This is a genomic window from Mesorhizobium sp. GW821-FHT04C10, assembly GCF_059420305.1.
This window is the reverse complement of sequence record NZ_JBWKTL010000001.1, coordinates 2,629,279-2,643,429: the sequence shown is the minus strand read 5'-3', so window position 1 is coordinate 2,643,429 and position 14,151 is coordinate 2,629,279. Positions and strand designations below refer to the sequence as shown.

General features: G+C 63.2%; 17 protein-coding genes. 8 read left to right on the top strand and 9 right to left on the bottom strand.

Annotated features, from left to right (window positions below):
* The first annotated feature begins 102 nt into the window (after positions 1 to 102).
* Positions 103 to 897: a glycosyltransferase family 2 protein gene (locus AC07UC_RS12770; RefSeq protein WP_140774682.1), complete on the top strand. Its 795-nt coding sequence runs from the start codon at positions 103 to 105 to the stop codon at positions 895 to 897.
* Between the two features lie 15 nt (positions 898 to 912).
* Here AC07UC_RS12770 and gmhB read toward each other — a convergent pair whose 3' ends face one another.
* The 5 genes from gmhB to AC07UC_RS12745 form a co-directional block, all read right to left on the bottom strand.
* On the bottom strand, positions 913 to 1,560 hold the full coding sequence (gmhB, locus tag AC07UC_RS12765) for a D-glycero-beta-D-manno-heptose 1,7-bisphosphate 7-phosphatase (RefSeq protein WP_494906018.1): 648 nt from the start codon (positions 1,558 to 1,560) through the stop codon (positions 913 to 915).
* Positions 1,553 to 2,125, bottom strand: coding sequence for a D-sedoheptulose-7-phosphate isomerase (locus AC07UC_RS12760; RefSeq protein ID WP_494906016.1), 573 nt, complete (start codon positions 2,123 to 2,125; stop codon positions 1,553 to 1,555). The genes gmhB and AC07UC_RS12760 overlap by 8 nt, the downstream gene beginning before the upstream one ends.
* Before the next feature lie 7 nt (positions 2,126 to 2,132).
* Entirely contained in the window at positions 2,133 to 3,626 is a 1,494-nt protein-coding gene (rfaE1, locus tag AC07UC_RS12755) for a D-glycero-beta-D-manno-heptose-7-phosphate kinase (RefSeq protein WP_494906014.1), read from the bottom strand.
* 109 nt (positions 3,627 to 3,735) lie between these two features.
* The gene (locus AC07UC_RS12750; RefSeq protein ID WP_494906012.1) at positions 3,736 to 4,368 is read right to left on the bottom strand and encodes a LysE family translocator; all 633 of its coding nucleotides are present in this window, start codon (positions 4,366 to 4,368) and stop codon (positions 3,736 to 3,738) included.
* 448 nt (positions 4,369 to 4,816) lie between these two features.
* Positions 4,817 to 5,053 (bottom strand): type II toxin-antitoxin system Phd/YefM family antitoxin, encoded by a 237-nt coding sequence (locus AC07UC_RS12745; RefSeq protein WP_494906011.1) that lies wholly within the window; start codon positions 5,051 to 5,053, stop codon positions 4,817 to 4,819.
* A 119-nt stretch (positions 5,054 to 5,172) separates the two neighbouring features.
* Here AC07UC_RS12745 and rfaD point away from each other — a divergent pair, with 119 nt between their 5' ends.
* Genes rfaD through waaC form a run of 3 tightly spaced genes read left to right on the top strand, consistent with a single transcriptional unit; the run spans position 5,173 to position 8,077 of the window.
* Positions 5,173 to 6,123: an ADP-glyceromanno-heptose 6-epimerase gene (gene rfaD / locus AC07UC_RS12740; protein ID WP_494906010.1), complete on the top strand. Its 951-nt coding sequence runs from the start codon at positions 5,173 to 5,175 to the stop codon at positions 6,121 to 6,123.
* Positions 6,096 to 7,103, top strand: coding sequence for a lipopolysaccharide heptosyltransferase II (gene waaF, locus AC07UC_RS12735; protein WP_494906009.1), 1,008 nt, complete (start codon positions 6,096 to 6,098; stop codon positions 7,101 to 7,103). The genes rfaD and waaF overlap by 28 nt, the downstream gene beginning before the upstream one ends.
* Complete coding sequence (gene waaC, locus AC07UC_RS12730) at positions 7,100 to 8,077, top strand: lipopolysaccharide heptosyltransferase I (RefSeq protein WP_494906007.1); 978 nt, start codon at positions 7,100 to 7,102, stop codon at positions 8,075 to 8,077. Before waaF ends, waaC begins: the two co-directional genes overlap by 4 nt.
* A 264-nt stretch (positions 8,078 to 8,341) precedes the next feature.
* On the opposite strand, the gene greA is transcribed toward waaC, so the two are convergent.
* Together greA and AC07UC_RS12720 are read right to left on the bottom strand one after the other, a co-directional pair.
* Complete coding sequence (gene greA / locus AC07UC_RS12725) at positions 8,342 to 8,815, bottom strand: transcription elongation factor GreA (protein WP_008877613.1); 474 nt, start codon at positions 8,813 to 8,815, stop codon at positions 8,342 to 8,344.
* 275 nt (positions 8,816 to 9,090) lie between these two features.
* A complete protein-coding gene (locus AC07UC_RS12720; protein WP_140774689.1) occupies positions 9,091 to 9,630 on the bottom strand; it encodes a tetratricopeptide repeat protein in 540 nt (179 codons plus the stop codon).
* A 143-nt stretch (positions 9,631 to 9,773) separates the two neighbouring features.
* On the opposite strand from AC07UC_RS12720, the gene AC07UC_RS12715 reads away from it, so the two are divergent.
* The 3 genes from AC07UC_RS12715 to AC07UC_RS12705 all read left to right on the top strand — a co-directional run bounded on the left by AC07UC_RS12715 (position 9,774) and on the right by AC07UC_RS12705 (position 12,355).
* On the top strand, positions 9,774 to 10,199 hold the full coding sequence (locus AC07UC_RS12715) for a DUF3775 domain-containing protein (RefSeq protein WP_494906006.1): 426 nt from the start codon (positions 9,774 to 9,776) through the stop codon (positions 10,197 to 10,199).
* A gap of 198 nt (positions 10,200 to 10,397) precedes the next feature.
* Positions 10,398 to 11,441 (top strand): extensin-like domain-containing protein, encoded by a 1,044-nt coding sequence (locus AC07UC_RS12710; protein ID WP_494908925.1) that lies wholly within the window; start codon positions 10,398 to 10,400, stop codon positions 11,439 to 11,441.
* A 110-nt stretch (positions 11,442 to 11,551) separates the two neighbouring features.
* Positions 11,552 to 12,355, top strand: coding sequence for an extensin-like domain-containing protein (locus AC07UC_RS12705; RefSeq protein ID WP_202326181.1), 804 nt, complete (start codon positions 11,552 to 11,554; stop codon positions 12,353 to 12,355).
* 7 nt (positions 12,356 to 12,362) lie between these two features.
* Here the strand turns inward: AC07UC_RS12705 and AC07UC_RS12700 are convergent, their stop codons facing one another.
* Positions 12,363 to 13,052 carry a gamma-glutamylcyclotransferase gene (locus AC07UC_RS12700; RefSeq protein WP_494906005.1) on the bottom strand — a complete coding sequence of 230 codons (690 nt, stop codon included), beginning with the start codon at positions 13,050 to 13,052 and terminating at the stop codon, positions 12,363 to 12,365.
* A 132-nt stretch (positions 13,053 to 13,184) separates the two neighbouring features.
* Between AC07UC_RS12700 and AC07UC_RS12695 the strand changes: the two genes are divergently transcribed.
* Positions 13,185 to 13,892 (top strand): LssY C-terminal domain-containing protein, encoded by a 708-nt coding sequence (locus AC07UC_RS12695; protein ID WP_494906004.1) that lies wholly within the window; start codon positions 13,185 to 13,187, stop codon positions 13,890 to 13,892.
* A 12-nt stretch (positions 13,893 to 13,904) separates the two neighbouring features.
* Here AC07UC_RS12695 and AC07UC_RS12690 read toward each other — a convergent pair whose 3' ends face one another.
* Positions 13,905 to 14,117, bottom strand: coding sequence for a hypothetical protein (locus AC07UC_RS12690; protein WP_494906002.1), 213 nt, complete (start codon positions 14,115 to 14,117; stop codon positions 13,905 to 13,907).
* Between the last annotated feature and the right edge of the window lie 34 nt (positions 14,118 to 14,151).

The window sequence follows — 14,151 nt, the reverse complement described above, 5'->3', positions numbered from 1 at the left end:
ATTGCTGGAAAAATGTGTAACGGTTTTCCGCCCGGGATTGCGTAAGAACAGATGGCAAAAGCAGCGTCTGCTCCGGGGACGGCCCGCCATGGGAAGGGGACCATGACTCGATTTGCAAGCCCGGTCTCGGCGCTCATCATCTGCGTGGACGAGGCCGATATGATCGGCCCGTGCCTGGAAAGCATCGATTTCTGCGCCGAGATCATCGTTGTCGATTCCGGCTCGACCGACGGCACCGTCGAATGCGTGAAAGGCTATATCGCCAAGGGCTACCCGATAAAGCTGCTGCACAATGACTGGCCAGGCTTTCCCCGTCAGCGGCAATTCTCGCTCGACCATGCCACGCAGCCCTGGTGTCTTTCGATCGACCCGGACGAGCGCGTCGATGACCAGCTACGGCAGTCGATCGTGGCCATCACGCAGGCGGCCGACAACAAGATCAGCGGTTGGTACATCCGCCGCCGCGATTGGCTGAAGGGCTACGGCTATGCGCACCGCTGGGTTCTGCACAACAGGCTGATGCGGCTTTTCCGCCGGGAAGGCGCCACCATGGATCTCACCGCGCGGGTGCACGAAGCTTTCCACGTGCCGGGCGAGACCGGCACGATCGAAGAGGGTGTCCTGTTGCATCGCCGCGAAATATCGGTCGAAGAGGATCTTGCCCGGGCCAACGCCTATTCCGGCCTCAAGGCCGTCACGCTGGTCGAGAAGGGCAAGAAGCCCGGCCTAGTGCGGCTGGTGCTGTCGCCGTTCGGCAATTTCCTGAAATTCTACCTGGCCAAGCGCTACTTCCTGTGCGGCCGGCACGGTTTCGTCTACTCGATGTCGGTGATGATCTATTCCTTCGCCACCGAAGCCAAGCTCTACGAAGCCTCTGAACGCAACGATCCTGTATGAGCTGCCTGTCCTGGCTCAGGACCTGTTGTACCGGCCGAGCATTTCAATGGCTGCGAGCAGGCCACCGAGGTCGCTGCTGTCCCGCAGGGGCCTGATGGCGAAGCCGGGTTGAACCGCCGCCTCGCCGTCTACCAGCCAGCCCTGTGCCAGGCCAGCACGCTTTCCCGCCTGCATGTCGGCCAGCTTGTCGCCGACGATCAGCGAGCGCTGGAGATCGAGGTCAAGGCGTTTACCCGCCTCGATCAGCATGCCCGCATTGGGCTTGCGCATCGGATGATCCGATACGCCCAGTGGCCCGACACCCGCCTCGTGGTAGGCGCAGGCAAGCACCATGTCGACGAACACGCCCTGATCGTGCAGCAGATCGAGGACGCGGCCGTTCACGGCGGCGAAGACGTTCCAGCCGAAATAGCCGCGCGCTATGCCGGACTGGTTGGTGACCACGACAACCGGAATCCCGGCCTCGTTCGCGGCTGCGATCGCCGGCAGCATCGGCGGCCTGAGCTCGATCTCGACCGGATCGCTGGGATAGTCGGTATCGATGTTGATGGTGCCATCGCGGTCGAGGAACAGCGCCGGCACGTGCTGCGGAAAAACCCGGTCGCCGATCCGCTCGACCCATACCCCCGGCTCGACCAGCGGGTGCGATACCCTGTCAGCCATTGTGCAGGCGCGTTTCGACCACCTCGCACAGATGGTGGTAAAGGCACAGATGCCCCTGCTGGATGATCGGCGTCGAGGTCGACGGCACGTTGAGCAGGATATCGCATAGCGGCTTGAGCTTGCCGCCGGTGTCGCCGGTCAGGCCGATCACCGTCATGTCCATCATCCGCGCCTGTTCGGCGGCGGCGAGAATGCTCGGCGAATTGCCGCTGGTCGAGATCGCCAGAAGCACGCCACCGGCCGAGCCATGCGCCTCGACCTGGCGCGAAAACACCGTGTCGAAGCCGTAATCATTGCCCCAGGCGGTCAGCACCGCCGCGTTGGCCGGCAGCGCTATGACATTGTAGGCCTTGCGCTCCTTGAGGAAACGGCCGACGAGTTCGCCGGCTATGTGGATGGCATCGCTGGCCGAACCGCCATTGCCGGCGATCAGGAAGGCCTTGCCCGACGAAAGCGCCGTCACCACGGCGCTCGCCGCGCGCTCCATCTCGCTGGTCAGGTCACGCTCGACCATCGCCGTGATCGCGGCCGCCGAGCGGACCAGATAGTCATTCAGTTCAGACATGAAACCCTCAGTTGGTGCTGCCGCCCGCGCGCAGTTTTCCGATGGTGCCGGTGGTGCTCTTGCCGGCGACGAGATCGACCAGCACGACGCGTCCGCCGGCCTTTTGCACCACATCGGCGCCCACCACCGTCTCGATCGTATAGTCCGCGCCCTTGACCAGTATGTCGGGCAGAAGCGCCTCGATCAGCGCCAGCGGCGTATCCTCCTCGAACACCACGACCGCGTCGACCGAGGCCAGGGCCGCGAGCACGCAGGCGCGGTCATGCTGGTCATTGACCGGGCGGCCCGGCCCCTTCAGCCGCCGCACCGAGGCATCGCTGTTCAAGCCAAGCACCAGCCGGTCGCACTGGCTGCGCGCCGCGTGCAAGAGGCTGACATGGCCGGCATGCAGGATGTCGAAACAGCCATTGGTGAAGCCGACGCTCAGGCCCTCTTCCTTCCAGGCCGCCACCATGCGCGCGGCCGACGCGGCATCGAGGATGGCGTCCTTGTGGGCGGTCGGTCCATGCGAGCGGAACAGCGCGCCGGTGAGTTCCTCGACCGTCAGCCGCGCGGTGCCGCGTTTTCCCACGACAACCCCGCCGGCGGCATTGGCGATCGAGGCCGCCGCGACGGGATCGGCACCCGACGCGAGCGCCAGCGCGAACGTTGCAATCACCGTATCGCCCGCGCCCGAGACGTCGAACACTTCGCGCGCCTGGGTGGCGATGTGGCGGGCCTCATCCGGACCGACGACGCTCATGCCTTTTTCACTGCGTGTGGCGACGACAAAGTCGAAGCCGTGCGCCGAGATCAGCTCACGGGCCGCCGCGACAATCTCGTCATCGGCGAACACCGCATGGCCGACGGCCTCGCCAAGCTCCTTGCGGTTGGGGGTGATGGCGGTCGCGCCCGCATAGCGCGCATAGTCCCTGCCCTTCGGGTCGACCAGCACCGGCTTGCCCGCCTCGCGGCAGATGGCGATCAGTTCGGCGGCGACGCCATCAAGCAGGATGCCCTTGCCGTAATCGGACAGGATGACGATGTCGGCCGCCGTGAGTGCGGCGCGAAAATGCCGGATCAACCCGGCCCGCTCCGTTTCGCCGAGCGGCTTGATCTCTTCTTCGTCGAAGCGCAGCACCTGCTGGTTCAGTGCGCTGAAACGGCTCTTCGACGAGGTCATGCGACCACCCTGCTGCGCCAGGCCTGCCGTGTCGGCGCCAAGCTCGCCGAGCATCCGCACCAGGCTGTCGCCGGCCGTGTCGGTACCGATCACCGAGACCGGAACGGCATGCGCGCCGAGCGAGATGATGTTGGCCACAACATTGCCGGCGCCGCCCATCGCCGAGGTCTCGCCGCGCCCGTGCAGCACCGGGATCGGCGCTTCCGGAGAAATGCGCTCGATGACGCCGTTGACGAAGCGGTCGAGGATGATGTCGCCGACCACCAGCACGGCGACGTCGCCAAAGCGCGCAATGGCACGGTGCAGGGGTTCGGGTGAAGGCGGATTGTGCTTGATCATGTCACTGGCAACGCGCTGGGAAAACCGTCTCTGGAATATAGGGGTCGGCTGGCGGCCGTTCATGCCTGCCGATATACCGCAATTCGACCCGGCGCAACGGCGATGCCCGTCAGCTCTTCTGCAGGGCAACGTGGACGCCGAGCCCGACCAGCACCGCGCCACCGGCCCGCTGCATAAGGCGCTGCGCCCGGCTCGACCGCCGCAGCCGGCCGATCACGAGGCCGGCCAGGAACACGCAGACAACATCGGCCGACGAGAACATCAGGTTGACGATAGTGCCCATCACGACGAATTGCAGCCAGACCGGGAAGGCCGCCGAGGCGTCGATGAACTGCGGCAGGAAAGCCATGAAGAAGATCGCGGTTTTCGGATTGAGCACCTCGACGGTGATGCTTTCGAAAAAAGCGCGTCGCGCCGATTTGCGCTCGATCGCGGGCAGTGCCACGTCGCCCTCGACGCGCTTGCGGAACAGCGAGACACCGAGCCAGATCAGATAGAGCGCGCCGACCAGCTTGACCGCCATGTAAAGCGGCGGCACGGCGTGGAACAGCACAGACAGGCCGGCGGCGGCGGCAAAGACATGCACGTAGCCGCCAAGATGAATGCCGAGTGCGGCCGTCAGGCCTGACCAGCGCCCACGCGCCATCGTCTGCGCCGCGGCATAAAGCATGGCCGGACCTGGGATATAGGCGAAGATCGCCGTCGTGGCGAAAAATGCGATGAGCAATTCGGTCGACGGCATTTTTTTCCCTTATGATCCTGGCCTGTCCCGGTCGCAGGCCGTTCAGTCAGCCCGTGGGATGGCTTTGGATTGGCTTGTGCGAACAGCCGCTATGAAAGCCGACATGACTTTTTTGTGGAATGACGGACTGAAGGCGCCGATGCGCGCACCCGGTTCGAAATAGGCCGACGATTCCAGGATATCGTGACTGTACTCGTCGACTATGACCCAAAGGGGAATAGGGTCAAGGCCGGCACGGTGGCGTTCAATTTCCGGAACGCCAACGGCTAAGCGGTCACGGCCCGGCTGCGCGGAGGTGATTGCAAGGATGAAAAGGTTCGTGCCTCCGGCTTTCCCCGGGAGAACGGCGACGAAGGCGACAGGCCTCGTCTTGCGGCCTTCGGTCTCGCCGTCTCCATGTTGGCGATGCCATAGATATGGATATCGCCACACGTCCGCGGCAACAGGCTTAATCACGGTCCAATTCCGCGGCGTACTCTTCGAGTATCTCGACATGTTCGGATGGTGCATCCTCCGCCGCATAAGCGCGCCGGCTGTCGTTGGCGAATCGAGCTTCGTAAGCCTCGATGCTCATCAGTACGTATCTCGGCTTGTTGTGGCGAGTGATGGAGACGGGCTGCTGGCTGGCAGCCGCAAGCACGTCGCCGAGATTCTGTTTCAGATCGGTCGATGGATAGTGTTTCATTGGACACTCCGTTTTGCCCATAATAGACAAAATGGACAAAACAGACAACCACCTGCTTTGTCGACAGCCCGGCTGGCCTCCCTTATAAGGACCGGAATCGCAAGCAACCAGAGGCCTTCATGATCATCGTCACGGGCGGCGCCGGCATGATCGGCTCTAACATCGTCGCCGCGCTCAACGCCGAGGGCCATGACGACATCCTCGTCGTCGACGATCTCACCGACGGCCACAAGATCGCCAATCTCGCCGATCTCAGCATAGCCGACTACCTCGACAAGGATGACTTCCTGCCACGTCTGGAGGCCGGCGGGCTCGGCCGCATCGAGGCCGTCTTCCATCAGGGCGCCTGTTCGACCACCACGGAGTGGAACGGCAAGTTCATGATGGAGGTGAACTACGCCTACTCGAAGCGGCTGCTGCATCAGTGTCTCGCGCTGCGCGTGCCGTTCCTCTACGCCTCTTCCGCGTCCGTCTACGGTGGCGGGTCCGAGTTTCGCGAGGAAGCTGAGCTTGAGCGGCCGCTCAACGTCTATGCCTATTCCAAGAAACTGTTCGACGACTATGTCAGGCGCACCGTCTTCGACACCGATCATTCGCCTGTGGCCGGCTTGCGCTACTTCAACGTCTACGGACCGCGCGAGGCGCACAAGGGCCCCATGGCCTCGGTTGCCTTCCATCTGTTCAACCAGGTCGAGCAAGGCCAGAACCCGAAACTGTTTGGCGCCTATGAAGGCTTCGGACCCGGCGAGCAAAGCCGCGACTTCATCCATGTCGGCGATGTCGCGGACGTTAATCTGTGGCTTTGGAACCGCGGTTCGAGCGGCATTTTCAATTGCGGAACCGGCCGCGCCCAGCCTTTCCGTGCCATCGCCGAGACGGTCATCGACACGCTTGGCAAGGGCGAGATCGAGTTCATCCCCTTCCCCGACCACCTCAAGGGCAGCTACCAGAGCTTTACGCAAGCTGATATGTCCCGTTTGCGCGCGGCCGGTTATAATGGCCAATTCCGGACAGTGGAAACCGGTGTCAGAGACTATGTCGAATGGCTGAAAGCCCAACGATCCTCGTGATCGGCCCACGCTGGGTTGGCGACATGGTGATGGCGCAGTGCCTGTTCTCGGCGCTGAAGGAGCTGCATCCCAACGCCGCGATCGACGTGCTGGCGCCGGCCTGGGCCGCACCGCTGGTCAAGCGCATGCCCGAGATCCGCCAGCAGATCGACTTTCCGCTGAAGCCCGGCGCGCTCGAATTCACCCATCGCCGCCGCTTCGGCCGCCTGCTGCGCGGCCGCTATGACATGGCCTATATCCTGCCGGGCAGCTGGAAATCGGCGCTGATCCCGTTCTTTGCCCGCATCCCGCGCCGTTTCGGCCATCTGCGCGAAATGCGCTACGGCCTTCTGACCGACATCGTGCCGCTGCCGGACGCTGTGAAACGGCGCACCGCGCAGGCCTATTTCAGCCTCGCCAAGGGCGGCAGTTTTCGCGCGCCTCATCTGACCGTGGATGCAGGCAACCAGGCCACTTTGCTCCACCGTTTCGGACTGACCCCACAGGGATTTGTGGCTCTGATGCCTGGCGCCGAATTCGGCCCGGCCAAGCGTTGGCCGAGTGAAAGCTATGCCGGCCTGGCCCGCGAGTTCATGGGCAAGGGATTGAAGGTCGCGCTGTTCGGCTCGAAGAACGACCGCGCCGTGACGGCGGAGATCGCAGCCCTTGCCCCCGGTGCCGTCGACCTCGCCGGCCAGACGCGACTGGAGGACGCCATCGACCTGATCGCGGCGGCAAGGCTCGCCGTCTCCAACGACAGCGGGCTGATGCATGTCGCCGCGGGCGTCGGCACGCCGATCGTCGCCGTCTATGGCTCGACCTCGCCTGACAATACGCCACCGCTGGCGGAACGCCGCGAACTGGTCTGGCTTCACCTCTCCTGTTCGCCCTGCCACCAGAAGATCTGTCCCCTCGGTCATCTCAACTGCCTGAAGACATTGGAAGTCGGCCAGGTTGCCGCGGCGGCGGACCGGTTGCTTGAACTTCCGGCAGCGGCATGAAGGTCCTGATCGTCAAGACATCGTCGATGGGCGATGTCATCCACACCTTTCCTGCCGTCGAGGATGCCAGCCTGAACCGGCCGGACGTATCCTTCGACTGGTGCGTCGAAGAGGCGTTCGCCGGCATTGTCGGCCTGCACCCGGCGATCGCTGGGATTCACACGGTGGCGATCCGGCGCTGGCGCAAGGCGCTCTTCAATGGCGGTACCTGGAGCGAGGCAGCCGCGTTGCGCCGCACGTTGCGCGAATGCTGCTATGATCTGGTCATCGACGCGCAGGGCCTGCTGAAATCGGCCCTGGTGGCGCGGCAGGCCGGCGCGCCGATCGCCGGCTTCGACCGGTCGAGCGCGCGCGAACCCTCGGCGACACTGTTTTATGACGTCACCTACACCGTGCCGCGCGAGCTGCACGCCATCGAGCGGACGAGGCGGCTGTTCGGGCTGGCGCTCGGCTATCAGCCCGATCTGTCGACGCTCAACTCCGGCATCGTGCCGCCACCCGGCACTCTGGCCAACGCCATCGGAAAAACCGCCTTCCTGCTGCACGGCACCAGCCGCGAGGACAAGAAATGGCCCGTCGAAGATTGGATCGGAACGGCCCGCCTGCTGGTCGAGCGCGGCATGATTCCGGTTACCACCTGGTCGAACGAACGTGAAAAGGCCGTGGCGGAAGCGATCGGCAAGGCCGTGCCGTCCACGGTAGTAGTGCCAAGGTCACCGCTGGCTGACATCGCCGCCATCCTCGGCCGCTCGACGCTGGTGATCGGCGCGGATACGGGATTGACCCATCTCGCCAGCGCCTTCGGCCTGCCAACCGTCGCGGTATTCCTGGCGACGGAGCCGGGTTTGACGGGTCCGCGCGGACCCTATGCATCGACACTGCTTGCCGCTCCTGGTGGGCGTTTGGCGCCGGCTGAGGTGGTGGCGGAGGCTGAGAGATTGCTGGAGCTTGGACAGGTAGCCAGTAGAAGTTGATTTGCTCAATCAATTCAATCGGAAGGCCAGCGCCGCCCCTCATCCGCCTGCCGGCACCTTCTCCCCGTATAGTGACGGGGAGAAGGCAGCTGTGCGCAGCGCCCGGCGCACCTTCTTGCAATATTGAAAAATTAGCGAAACCGCCGATGAAGGCGTCTTTCTCCCCGTCACTATACGGGGAGAAATGCCCGGCAGGGCAATGAGGGGCAGCACCAACCTTGGATTGGCATAATGCAACTCAGGGCCAAGCCCTGCCCAAATCCCTTAAATGAACTGCACCTGGACGATCTCATAGCCCCTGGCACCGCCGGGCGCATTGACCTCGATGGCGTCGCCGACTTCCTTGCCGATCAGCGCACGCGCGATCGGCGAGGAGATCGAGATACGGCCGGACTTCACGTCGGCTTCCTGGTCGCCGACGATCTGGTAGGTCTTCTTTTCCTCGGTGTCCTCGTCGACCAGCACCACCGTGGCGCCGAACTTGACCTTGTCGCCGCTGAGCTTGGTGACGTCGATGACTTCGGCGCGCGCGATCAGGTCCTCGAGCTCGTTGACTCGGCCCTCATTCAGGCTCTGCGCCTCTTTCGCGGCATGATATTCGGCATTTTCGGACAAGTCGCCATGCGAGCGCGCTTCCGAGATCGCCTCGATGATGCGCGGCCGCTCTTCCTGCTGGCGCCAACGCAGTTCTTCCTTCAATGACGCGAACCCCTCGCCTGTCATCGGGACCTTGTTCATGATGCCTGACCTTTCCTGCCGCCACCCCCGCGTTTCGGGGAAAGCCTTGTCGATGGGTACAAAAAGAAAACGGTCCGGCAGCCTCGGGCTAACGGAACCGTTTCACCACAATTTCCCCCAATATAGCAATGTCAGCGGGTTTTTCACGCCCAAAAATCGGTTTTGCAAAAATCATCCCCGCTTTCACCGAGAGAGGAGGCAGCCAATGAGGCTGGAGGCAACAAAAAAGCGACCGCGATCGCTCGCGGCCGCTTCGACAAGCCCTGGGAGCCTGATCAGCTCCGCATGAAATGCTCGATCTGCTCGGACAGCATGCCGTATTCGCGCGAATCCTTGCCGGTCCGCTTCTCGATTTCCATCAGCTGCTGCTGGGCACCGGCCAGGTCACCGATCTGCAGGTGCGCCTCGCCGAGATATTCACGCACCAGCGTGTAGTTCGGGTCGATGCGCAACGCTTCCTCGTAGTAGCCGAGGCCAACGGTGACACGTCCGGAATGGCGGTGTGAATAGCCGAGATAGTTGAGAATGCGCGGATCCTGCTTGTTGGCGGCAAGGGTAAGCACCGAGATCGCCTCGTCATAGCGCCCGGCCATAGCCAGCGCATGGCCTGCATCATAGATGCTATCGTCGTCCAGCATGCCTTCCTGGGGGGCGACACACTTTTTCTTCTTCTTGTCCCACACCTCTCCCTTCTTGCACTGGGTGACGGTCTGGTCGCTGCCACCACTGCTACTGCCCGCCGCGAACACCGGGACAGCGAAGAACTGCAGCGCGACAAGGGCAGTCGCGGCCTGGATCAGCATTCTTTTATGCATCGAAGCCTCCTTGAGGGGTGAGAATGCAACACTAACGCCAAGCGCCCCGCGTTTCATCCCGGAAAAAAATTCGAGTGGAGAACATCAGGTGACGGATGCCGCAAATCCGCTATCATCCGGCAAACGACTGACGGAGATGGCCCGTGCAGCGGCGGCTTGAAAAGGACTGGGAACTCTCGATCGGCCCCGATACCGTGCGCCTGTTCATCCTCAAGGCCAAGGCGCTGAGTGCCGCCGTCAACGAGGATTATGTCGACGGCGCCGAACACGAGATCGAGTTCGATGGGGACACGCGCGACAATCATCATCATGACGGCCTTGCCGAGGAAAGTTCGGAAAACCTGACCGAGGAAGAGCTGCGCGAACTGATCAACGACCTTAACGTCGACGAAGCAGCTGAACTCGTCGCTCTCGCGTGGGTCGGCCGCGGCGACTACGATGCCGCCGAATGGGCGGATGCGCTTGCCGCGGCGCGCGAACGCGCCAACAAGCGCACGGCAAAATACCTGCTTGGCATGCCGCTGCTCGCCGACTGGCTGGAGGAAGGCCTCGAAGCGATCGGCGCGTAACGCCGAAGTAACCGATTGTGATCGCCGCAAGCGCCCATCCAGGCAACTTCGGCATGCCGGCGCCGTTTCGGAGCGATGGCAACGCTGAGCTTTTCCCGATTTTGCATCCTGGCGCTGCCTCTGGCGGCGGCGGTCCTGCTGGTGACGCCGGCCGACGCCAGGCATCGTCACAGGTATAGCCAGCCGCAATCACCCAGGATGGCGCAGCCATTGACGCAGCACCTGGACCAGCCGCTTAGGCCGAAGGGCAAGCAGCGCGTGAGATCAAGGGGCAGGCAGCCGCAAAAGACGCAACAGGAAACGCCGGACGAGCGGACTTCGCCCGCCGATGTCCCGGTGCCCGAGCCGCGTCCCGCGGACGCTCAAAAGACCGGCGCCGCAACGGGGGAAGAGCAAAAGACGGAAAAGGCCCCGGACGCATCCAGCCAGCTTAATGAAGAAAAGTCTCGTCAGGCAAGGGAGGCACGTCCCGAGCCGTCAACCCCCGAACCTTCAGCCCGAGAGCCATCAGCCGAAACCGAAAGCGAGCCGGAGCCGCCACCGGAGGTGCCGATCCCGACACAAAGGCCCGACAACACCGCGGAACCTCAGGCCGAGCCGCCTGATGTGGCACCGCAGCCGCCAGAAAAACCGGCGGATGCCGGCGACAGGAAGATGCTTCCCGACCCGCGCTCGGCCGACCGGCCCGGTGAAAACATGCCTGCCGAGGAAGTCGCCTGCCGCGAGCGGCTGAAGGCGCTTGGCGTCGAATTCGAGGAGCACAAGGCTGAAAGCGATCCCGAGATCGGCTGCTCGATCCCCTATCCGATCGTCATCAAGACGCTCAACAAGTCGGTCGCCATCGGTCCCGGCACCGAGCTGAATTGCTCGATGGCCGAGGCAGCCGCCCGCTTCACCGCCGATGTTGTTCAGCCGGCAGCCAAGGCCGAGTTCGGCACGGAGGTGAAATCGATCAGCCAGGCCTCGGCCTTCGTCTGCCGGCCGCGCCACGGCACCAGGAAACTGTCGGAGCATGCCTTCGGCAACGCGCTCGACATCGCCGGCTTCACCTTGTCGGACGGCAGGAAAATCGAGATCGGCCCGTCACCGCCGGAGAAGGACGCCAAATTTCTCAACGCCGTGCGCAAGGCCGCCTGCGGGCCGTTCAAGACGGTGCTCGGGCCGGGTGCCGACGCCGATCACGCCTTGCATTTCCATCTCGATCTCGAGCCACGCAGGCACGGCGGCACGTTCTGCCAATAGGCGCACAGGCAGCGCGCCGCAATTCAGCCTCAGGAATGAACGCGGGCGCTGAGTTTTCCTTTACCCTTGATCGTTAAAATACCGGATATCTGGGAACAGGGATTCCGCCGATGGCCGGAACATTCCGCGCCGCCGCCAGGGTTGCGCGCCGATCAAAATCCGTAATCATGGTGGCCGCCAGTCTGGCGCTGGCCGCGGTCTCGGCCTGCAACACCGGCAGCGTGCTGTCATTGCAGCCGGCCGTCGATGTCGGCGCGCAAACGTCGGCGGTGCCGCAATATACGGGCATGCAACGGCTTGTCCCCTCCAACCCCTACATGACGCAGGCCGCCTATCCGCGCATGGACGAGCCGATGTCGCCGGTCGAGCAGATACCGGCCAGCGAAACCGATTGCCGCCAGCAACTGAAACGCCTCGACGTCGCCTATACCGACCTGGCGCCGATCCACGAAGGCCAGTGCGGCATCGACTATCCGGTCAAGGTCACTTCCATCGGCAGCATCCAGATGAAGCCGGCCGCAACGCTGACCTGCGACATGGCCGCCACCTTCGCCGCCTGGACGAAGAACGAACTCGTTCCTTCCGCCCGCTGGCGCTATTTTTCCGGCGTCAAGACCATCCACCAGGGCTCCAGCTATTCCTGCCGCAACATCGCCGGCGAAGGCGTGCTGTCCGAGCACGGCAAGGGCAACGCGCTTGACGTCATGAGCATCGAGCTCAACAATGGCGACGACATCGACGTGCGCAAGCCCGGCCTCTTCGCCTTCCGCACCCGCGGCTTCCTCAACAATGTGCGCGCCGACGGCTGCCAGTATTTCACCACCGTGCTCGGCCCTGGCTACAATTACGATCACCGCAACCATTTCCACTTCGACATCAAGAACCGCAAGAACGGCTATCGCGCCTGCCGGTAAGAAGATATCACTCGGGATCGGCGCCTGAGCTTGAAGCAGTGATCTGCTGAGCCACCAGATTCTGGATGCGCCAGAGATTCCTGTCCCGGATGCCGCTTTCCTCAAGCTTGCTGACGGTTCGGAAAAGATACTGCGCCGATGAGCCCCAGTGCCCGGCTGCCCGCGAGAGCGTATCCGCTACCTGCTCCAACGGCAGTCGTCCTGCATAGGCCCTGCCGTCTGGAGCAGCGACGAATGCCAGGGCACGCAGCGACCCTTCGTTTGTCCTGACCTTGATCCAGCAAGGCACGTTGGTTGGTGGGTTGGCATCGATCTCCCGGCGCATCAGGAGGCCGAGTTGCCCGAAATGATCTTCGTCGGGCAGCCGGTAGACGATGCCATTGCAACTGCCGCCACGGTCCAGCGCCAGCATCAAGGCAGGCAATTCGCGCGTCCCACGCCAACGTGTCAGTTTGAGGCAGAATGAACGATGCCATCCCGACGCCGTGGCGGGACGCTGCTCGACATGGACGAACTCGGGATTCCAGATCAACGAGCCATAGGCGAAGACCCAGAGAGTTTCGGGCCGGTACTGCGAAAGCAGCTGTTCGACCAAGGCATCGAACTCCGCATCGGTGTGCTCGCTGGTTCCAGGTTCGGGACCGGGGTCGGGTTCGACACGCTCGACCCGCGCGACAAGATCGGCGGTCAACGCCATTGACCTGCGCCCCAGCCTCATTCCTGCCCACCCAATGCAAAAGATGGCCGACGATAGACCAACCGCATGCGGTTGGCCATTGATTTTCAAGGCCTGTCAGAGGACAGCTACGCACGGATCGAGCCGCAGCAAATGGGCCAACGAAGCATAAAGCGCCGTATAGCAATCTGGGTAGCTGCCTTGCTGGCCGCCTGGCTCGCGCTTGCCTATTTCGCGGCGCCGGAATTCTGGACATTCCGGGAGCGCGGCTTTCGCGACCAGCGCTTCGAGATGGTGACGCACACGCCGCAAGGCATTCCCGGCGACCCGATCAATGTCGGCCTGGTCGGCACCGAGAGAGAGGTGGTCCATGCCTTCGCCGTCGCCGGTTGGGACACCGCCGATGCCGTCACCTTGAGAACCGCCATCGATATCGGCGAAAGTGTCCTGTTTTCGCGTCCCTATCCCGATGCGCCGATGAGCCGCCTCCTGTTCGAAGGCCGCGCCCAGGATCTCGCTTTCGAAAAGCCGGTCGGCGACAGTGCGGACCGACGCCACCATGTCCGTTTCTGGCAGACGGAAACGGTCGGCGATGACGGCCGTCCACTCTGGTTGGGAGCCGCCAGCTTCGATCGCGGCGTCGGCCTCAGCCACGACACGGGTGCGATCACCCATCACATCGGTCCCGACATCGATGCCGAGCGCGACTTCCTGATCAGCGACCTGAACGCGGCCGGTCTGCTGGCATCGACCAGCGATATGGCGGGCATCGGCGCCACCAGGACCGGCCGCAATGGCGGCGGCGACCCCTATTTCACCGATGGCAAGGCAATCATTGGCGTGCTGAAACAGCCACGGTGAGAGACGGCAAGGTCAGGCCGTGCTGATCTTGTCGAACGACCCCTTTTCCGGATGCTGAAAGGCCCGCGAAACCTTGTCAAAGCCGAAGACCGCCTCAGGCAGGGCGATCTCGAAATGGTCCTGCCGGACTGTCCGCTTCAAAACGTCGTCGTGCACGCCGTCTGGCCAGTGACGCGTGCGCTTGCGCCAAAAGTACGGGTTGTCGTCGACGCTCTCGTCGAACATTTTTCGGCGCCGTCGTGGGATAATGTCTGAAAGA

Bases quoted from the DNA above. Each gene is read 5' to 3' on its own strand.
- AC07UC_RS12770 (WP_140774682.1), top strand. From the start codon at position 103: ATGACTCGATTTGCAAGCCCGGTCTCGGCGCTCATCATCTGCGTGGAC.
- gmhB (WP_494906018.1), bottom strand. From the start codon at position 1,560: ATGGCTGACAGGGTATCGCACCCGCTGGTCGAGCCGGGGGTATGGGTC.
- AC07UC_RS12760 (WP_494906016.1), bottom strand. From the start codon at position 2,125: ATGTCTGAACTGAATGACTATCTGGTCCGCTCGGCGGCCGCGATCACG.
- rfaE1 (WP_494906014.1), bottom strand. From the start codon at position 3,626: ATGATCAAGCACAATCCGCCTTCACCCGAACCCCTGCACCGTGCCATT.
- AC07UC_RS12750 (WP_494906012.1), bottom strand. From the start codon at position 4,368: ATGCCGTCGACCGAATTGCTCATCGCATTTTTCGCCACGACGGCGATC.
- AC07UC_RS12745 (WP_494906011.1), bottom strand. From the start codon at position 5,053: ATGAAACACTATCCATCGACCGATCTGAAACAGAATCTCGGCGACGTG.
- rfaD (WP_494906010.1), top strand. From the start codon at position 5,173: ATGATCATCGTCACGGGCGGCGCCGGCATGATCGGCTCTAACATCGTC.
- waaF (WP_494906009.1), top strand. From the start codon at position 6,096: ATGGCTGAAAGCCCAACGATCCTCGTGATCGGCCCACGCTGGGTTGGC.
- waaC (WP_494906007.1), top strand. From the start codon at position 7,100: ATGAAGGTCCTGATCGTCAAGACATCGTCGATGGGCGATGTCATCCAC.
- greA (WP_008877613.1), bottom strand. From the start codon at position 8,815: ATGAACAAGGTCCCGATGACAGGCGAGGGGTTCGCGTCATTGAAGGAA.
- AC07UC_RS12720 (WP_140774689.1), bottom strand. From the start codon at position 9,630: ATGCATAAAAGAATGCTGATCCAGGCCGCGACTGCCCTTGTCGCGCTG.
- AC07UC_RS12710 (WP_494908925.1), top strand. From the start codon at position 10,398: ATGGCGCAGCCATTGACGCAGCACCTGGACCAGCCGCTTAGGCCGAAG.
- AC07UC_RS12705 (WP_202326181.1), top strand. From the start codon at position 11,552: ATGGCCGGAACATTCCGCGCCGCCGCCAGGGTTGCGCGCCGATCAAAA.
- AC07UC_RS12700 (WP_494906005.1), bottom strand. From the start codon at position 13,052: ATGGCGTTGACCGCCGATCTTGTCGCGCGGGTCGAGCGTGTCGAACCC.
- AC07UC_RS12695 (WP_494906004.1), top strand. From the start codon at position 13,185: ATGGGCCAACGAAGCATAAAGCGCCGTATAGCAATCTGGGTAGCTGCC.
- AC07UC_RS12690 (WP_494906002.1), bottom strand. From the start codon at position 14,117: ATGTTCGACGAGAGCGTCGACGACAACCCGTACTTTTGGCGCAAGCGC.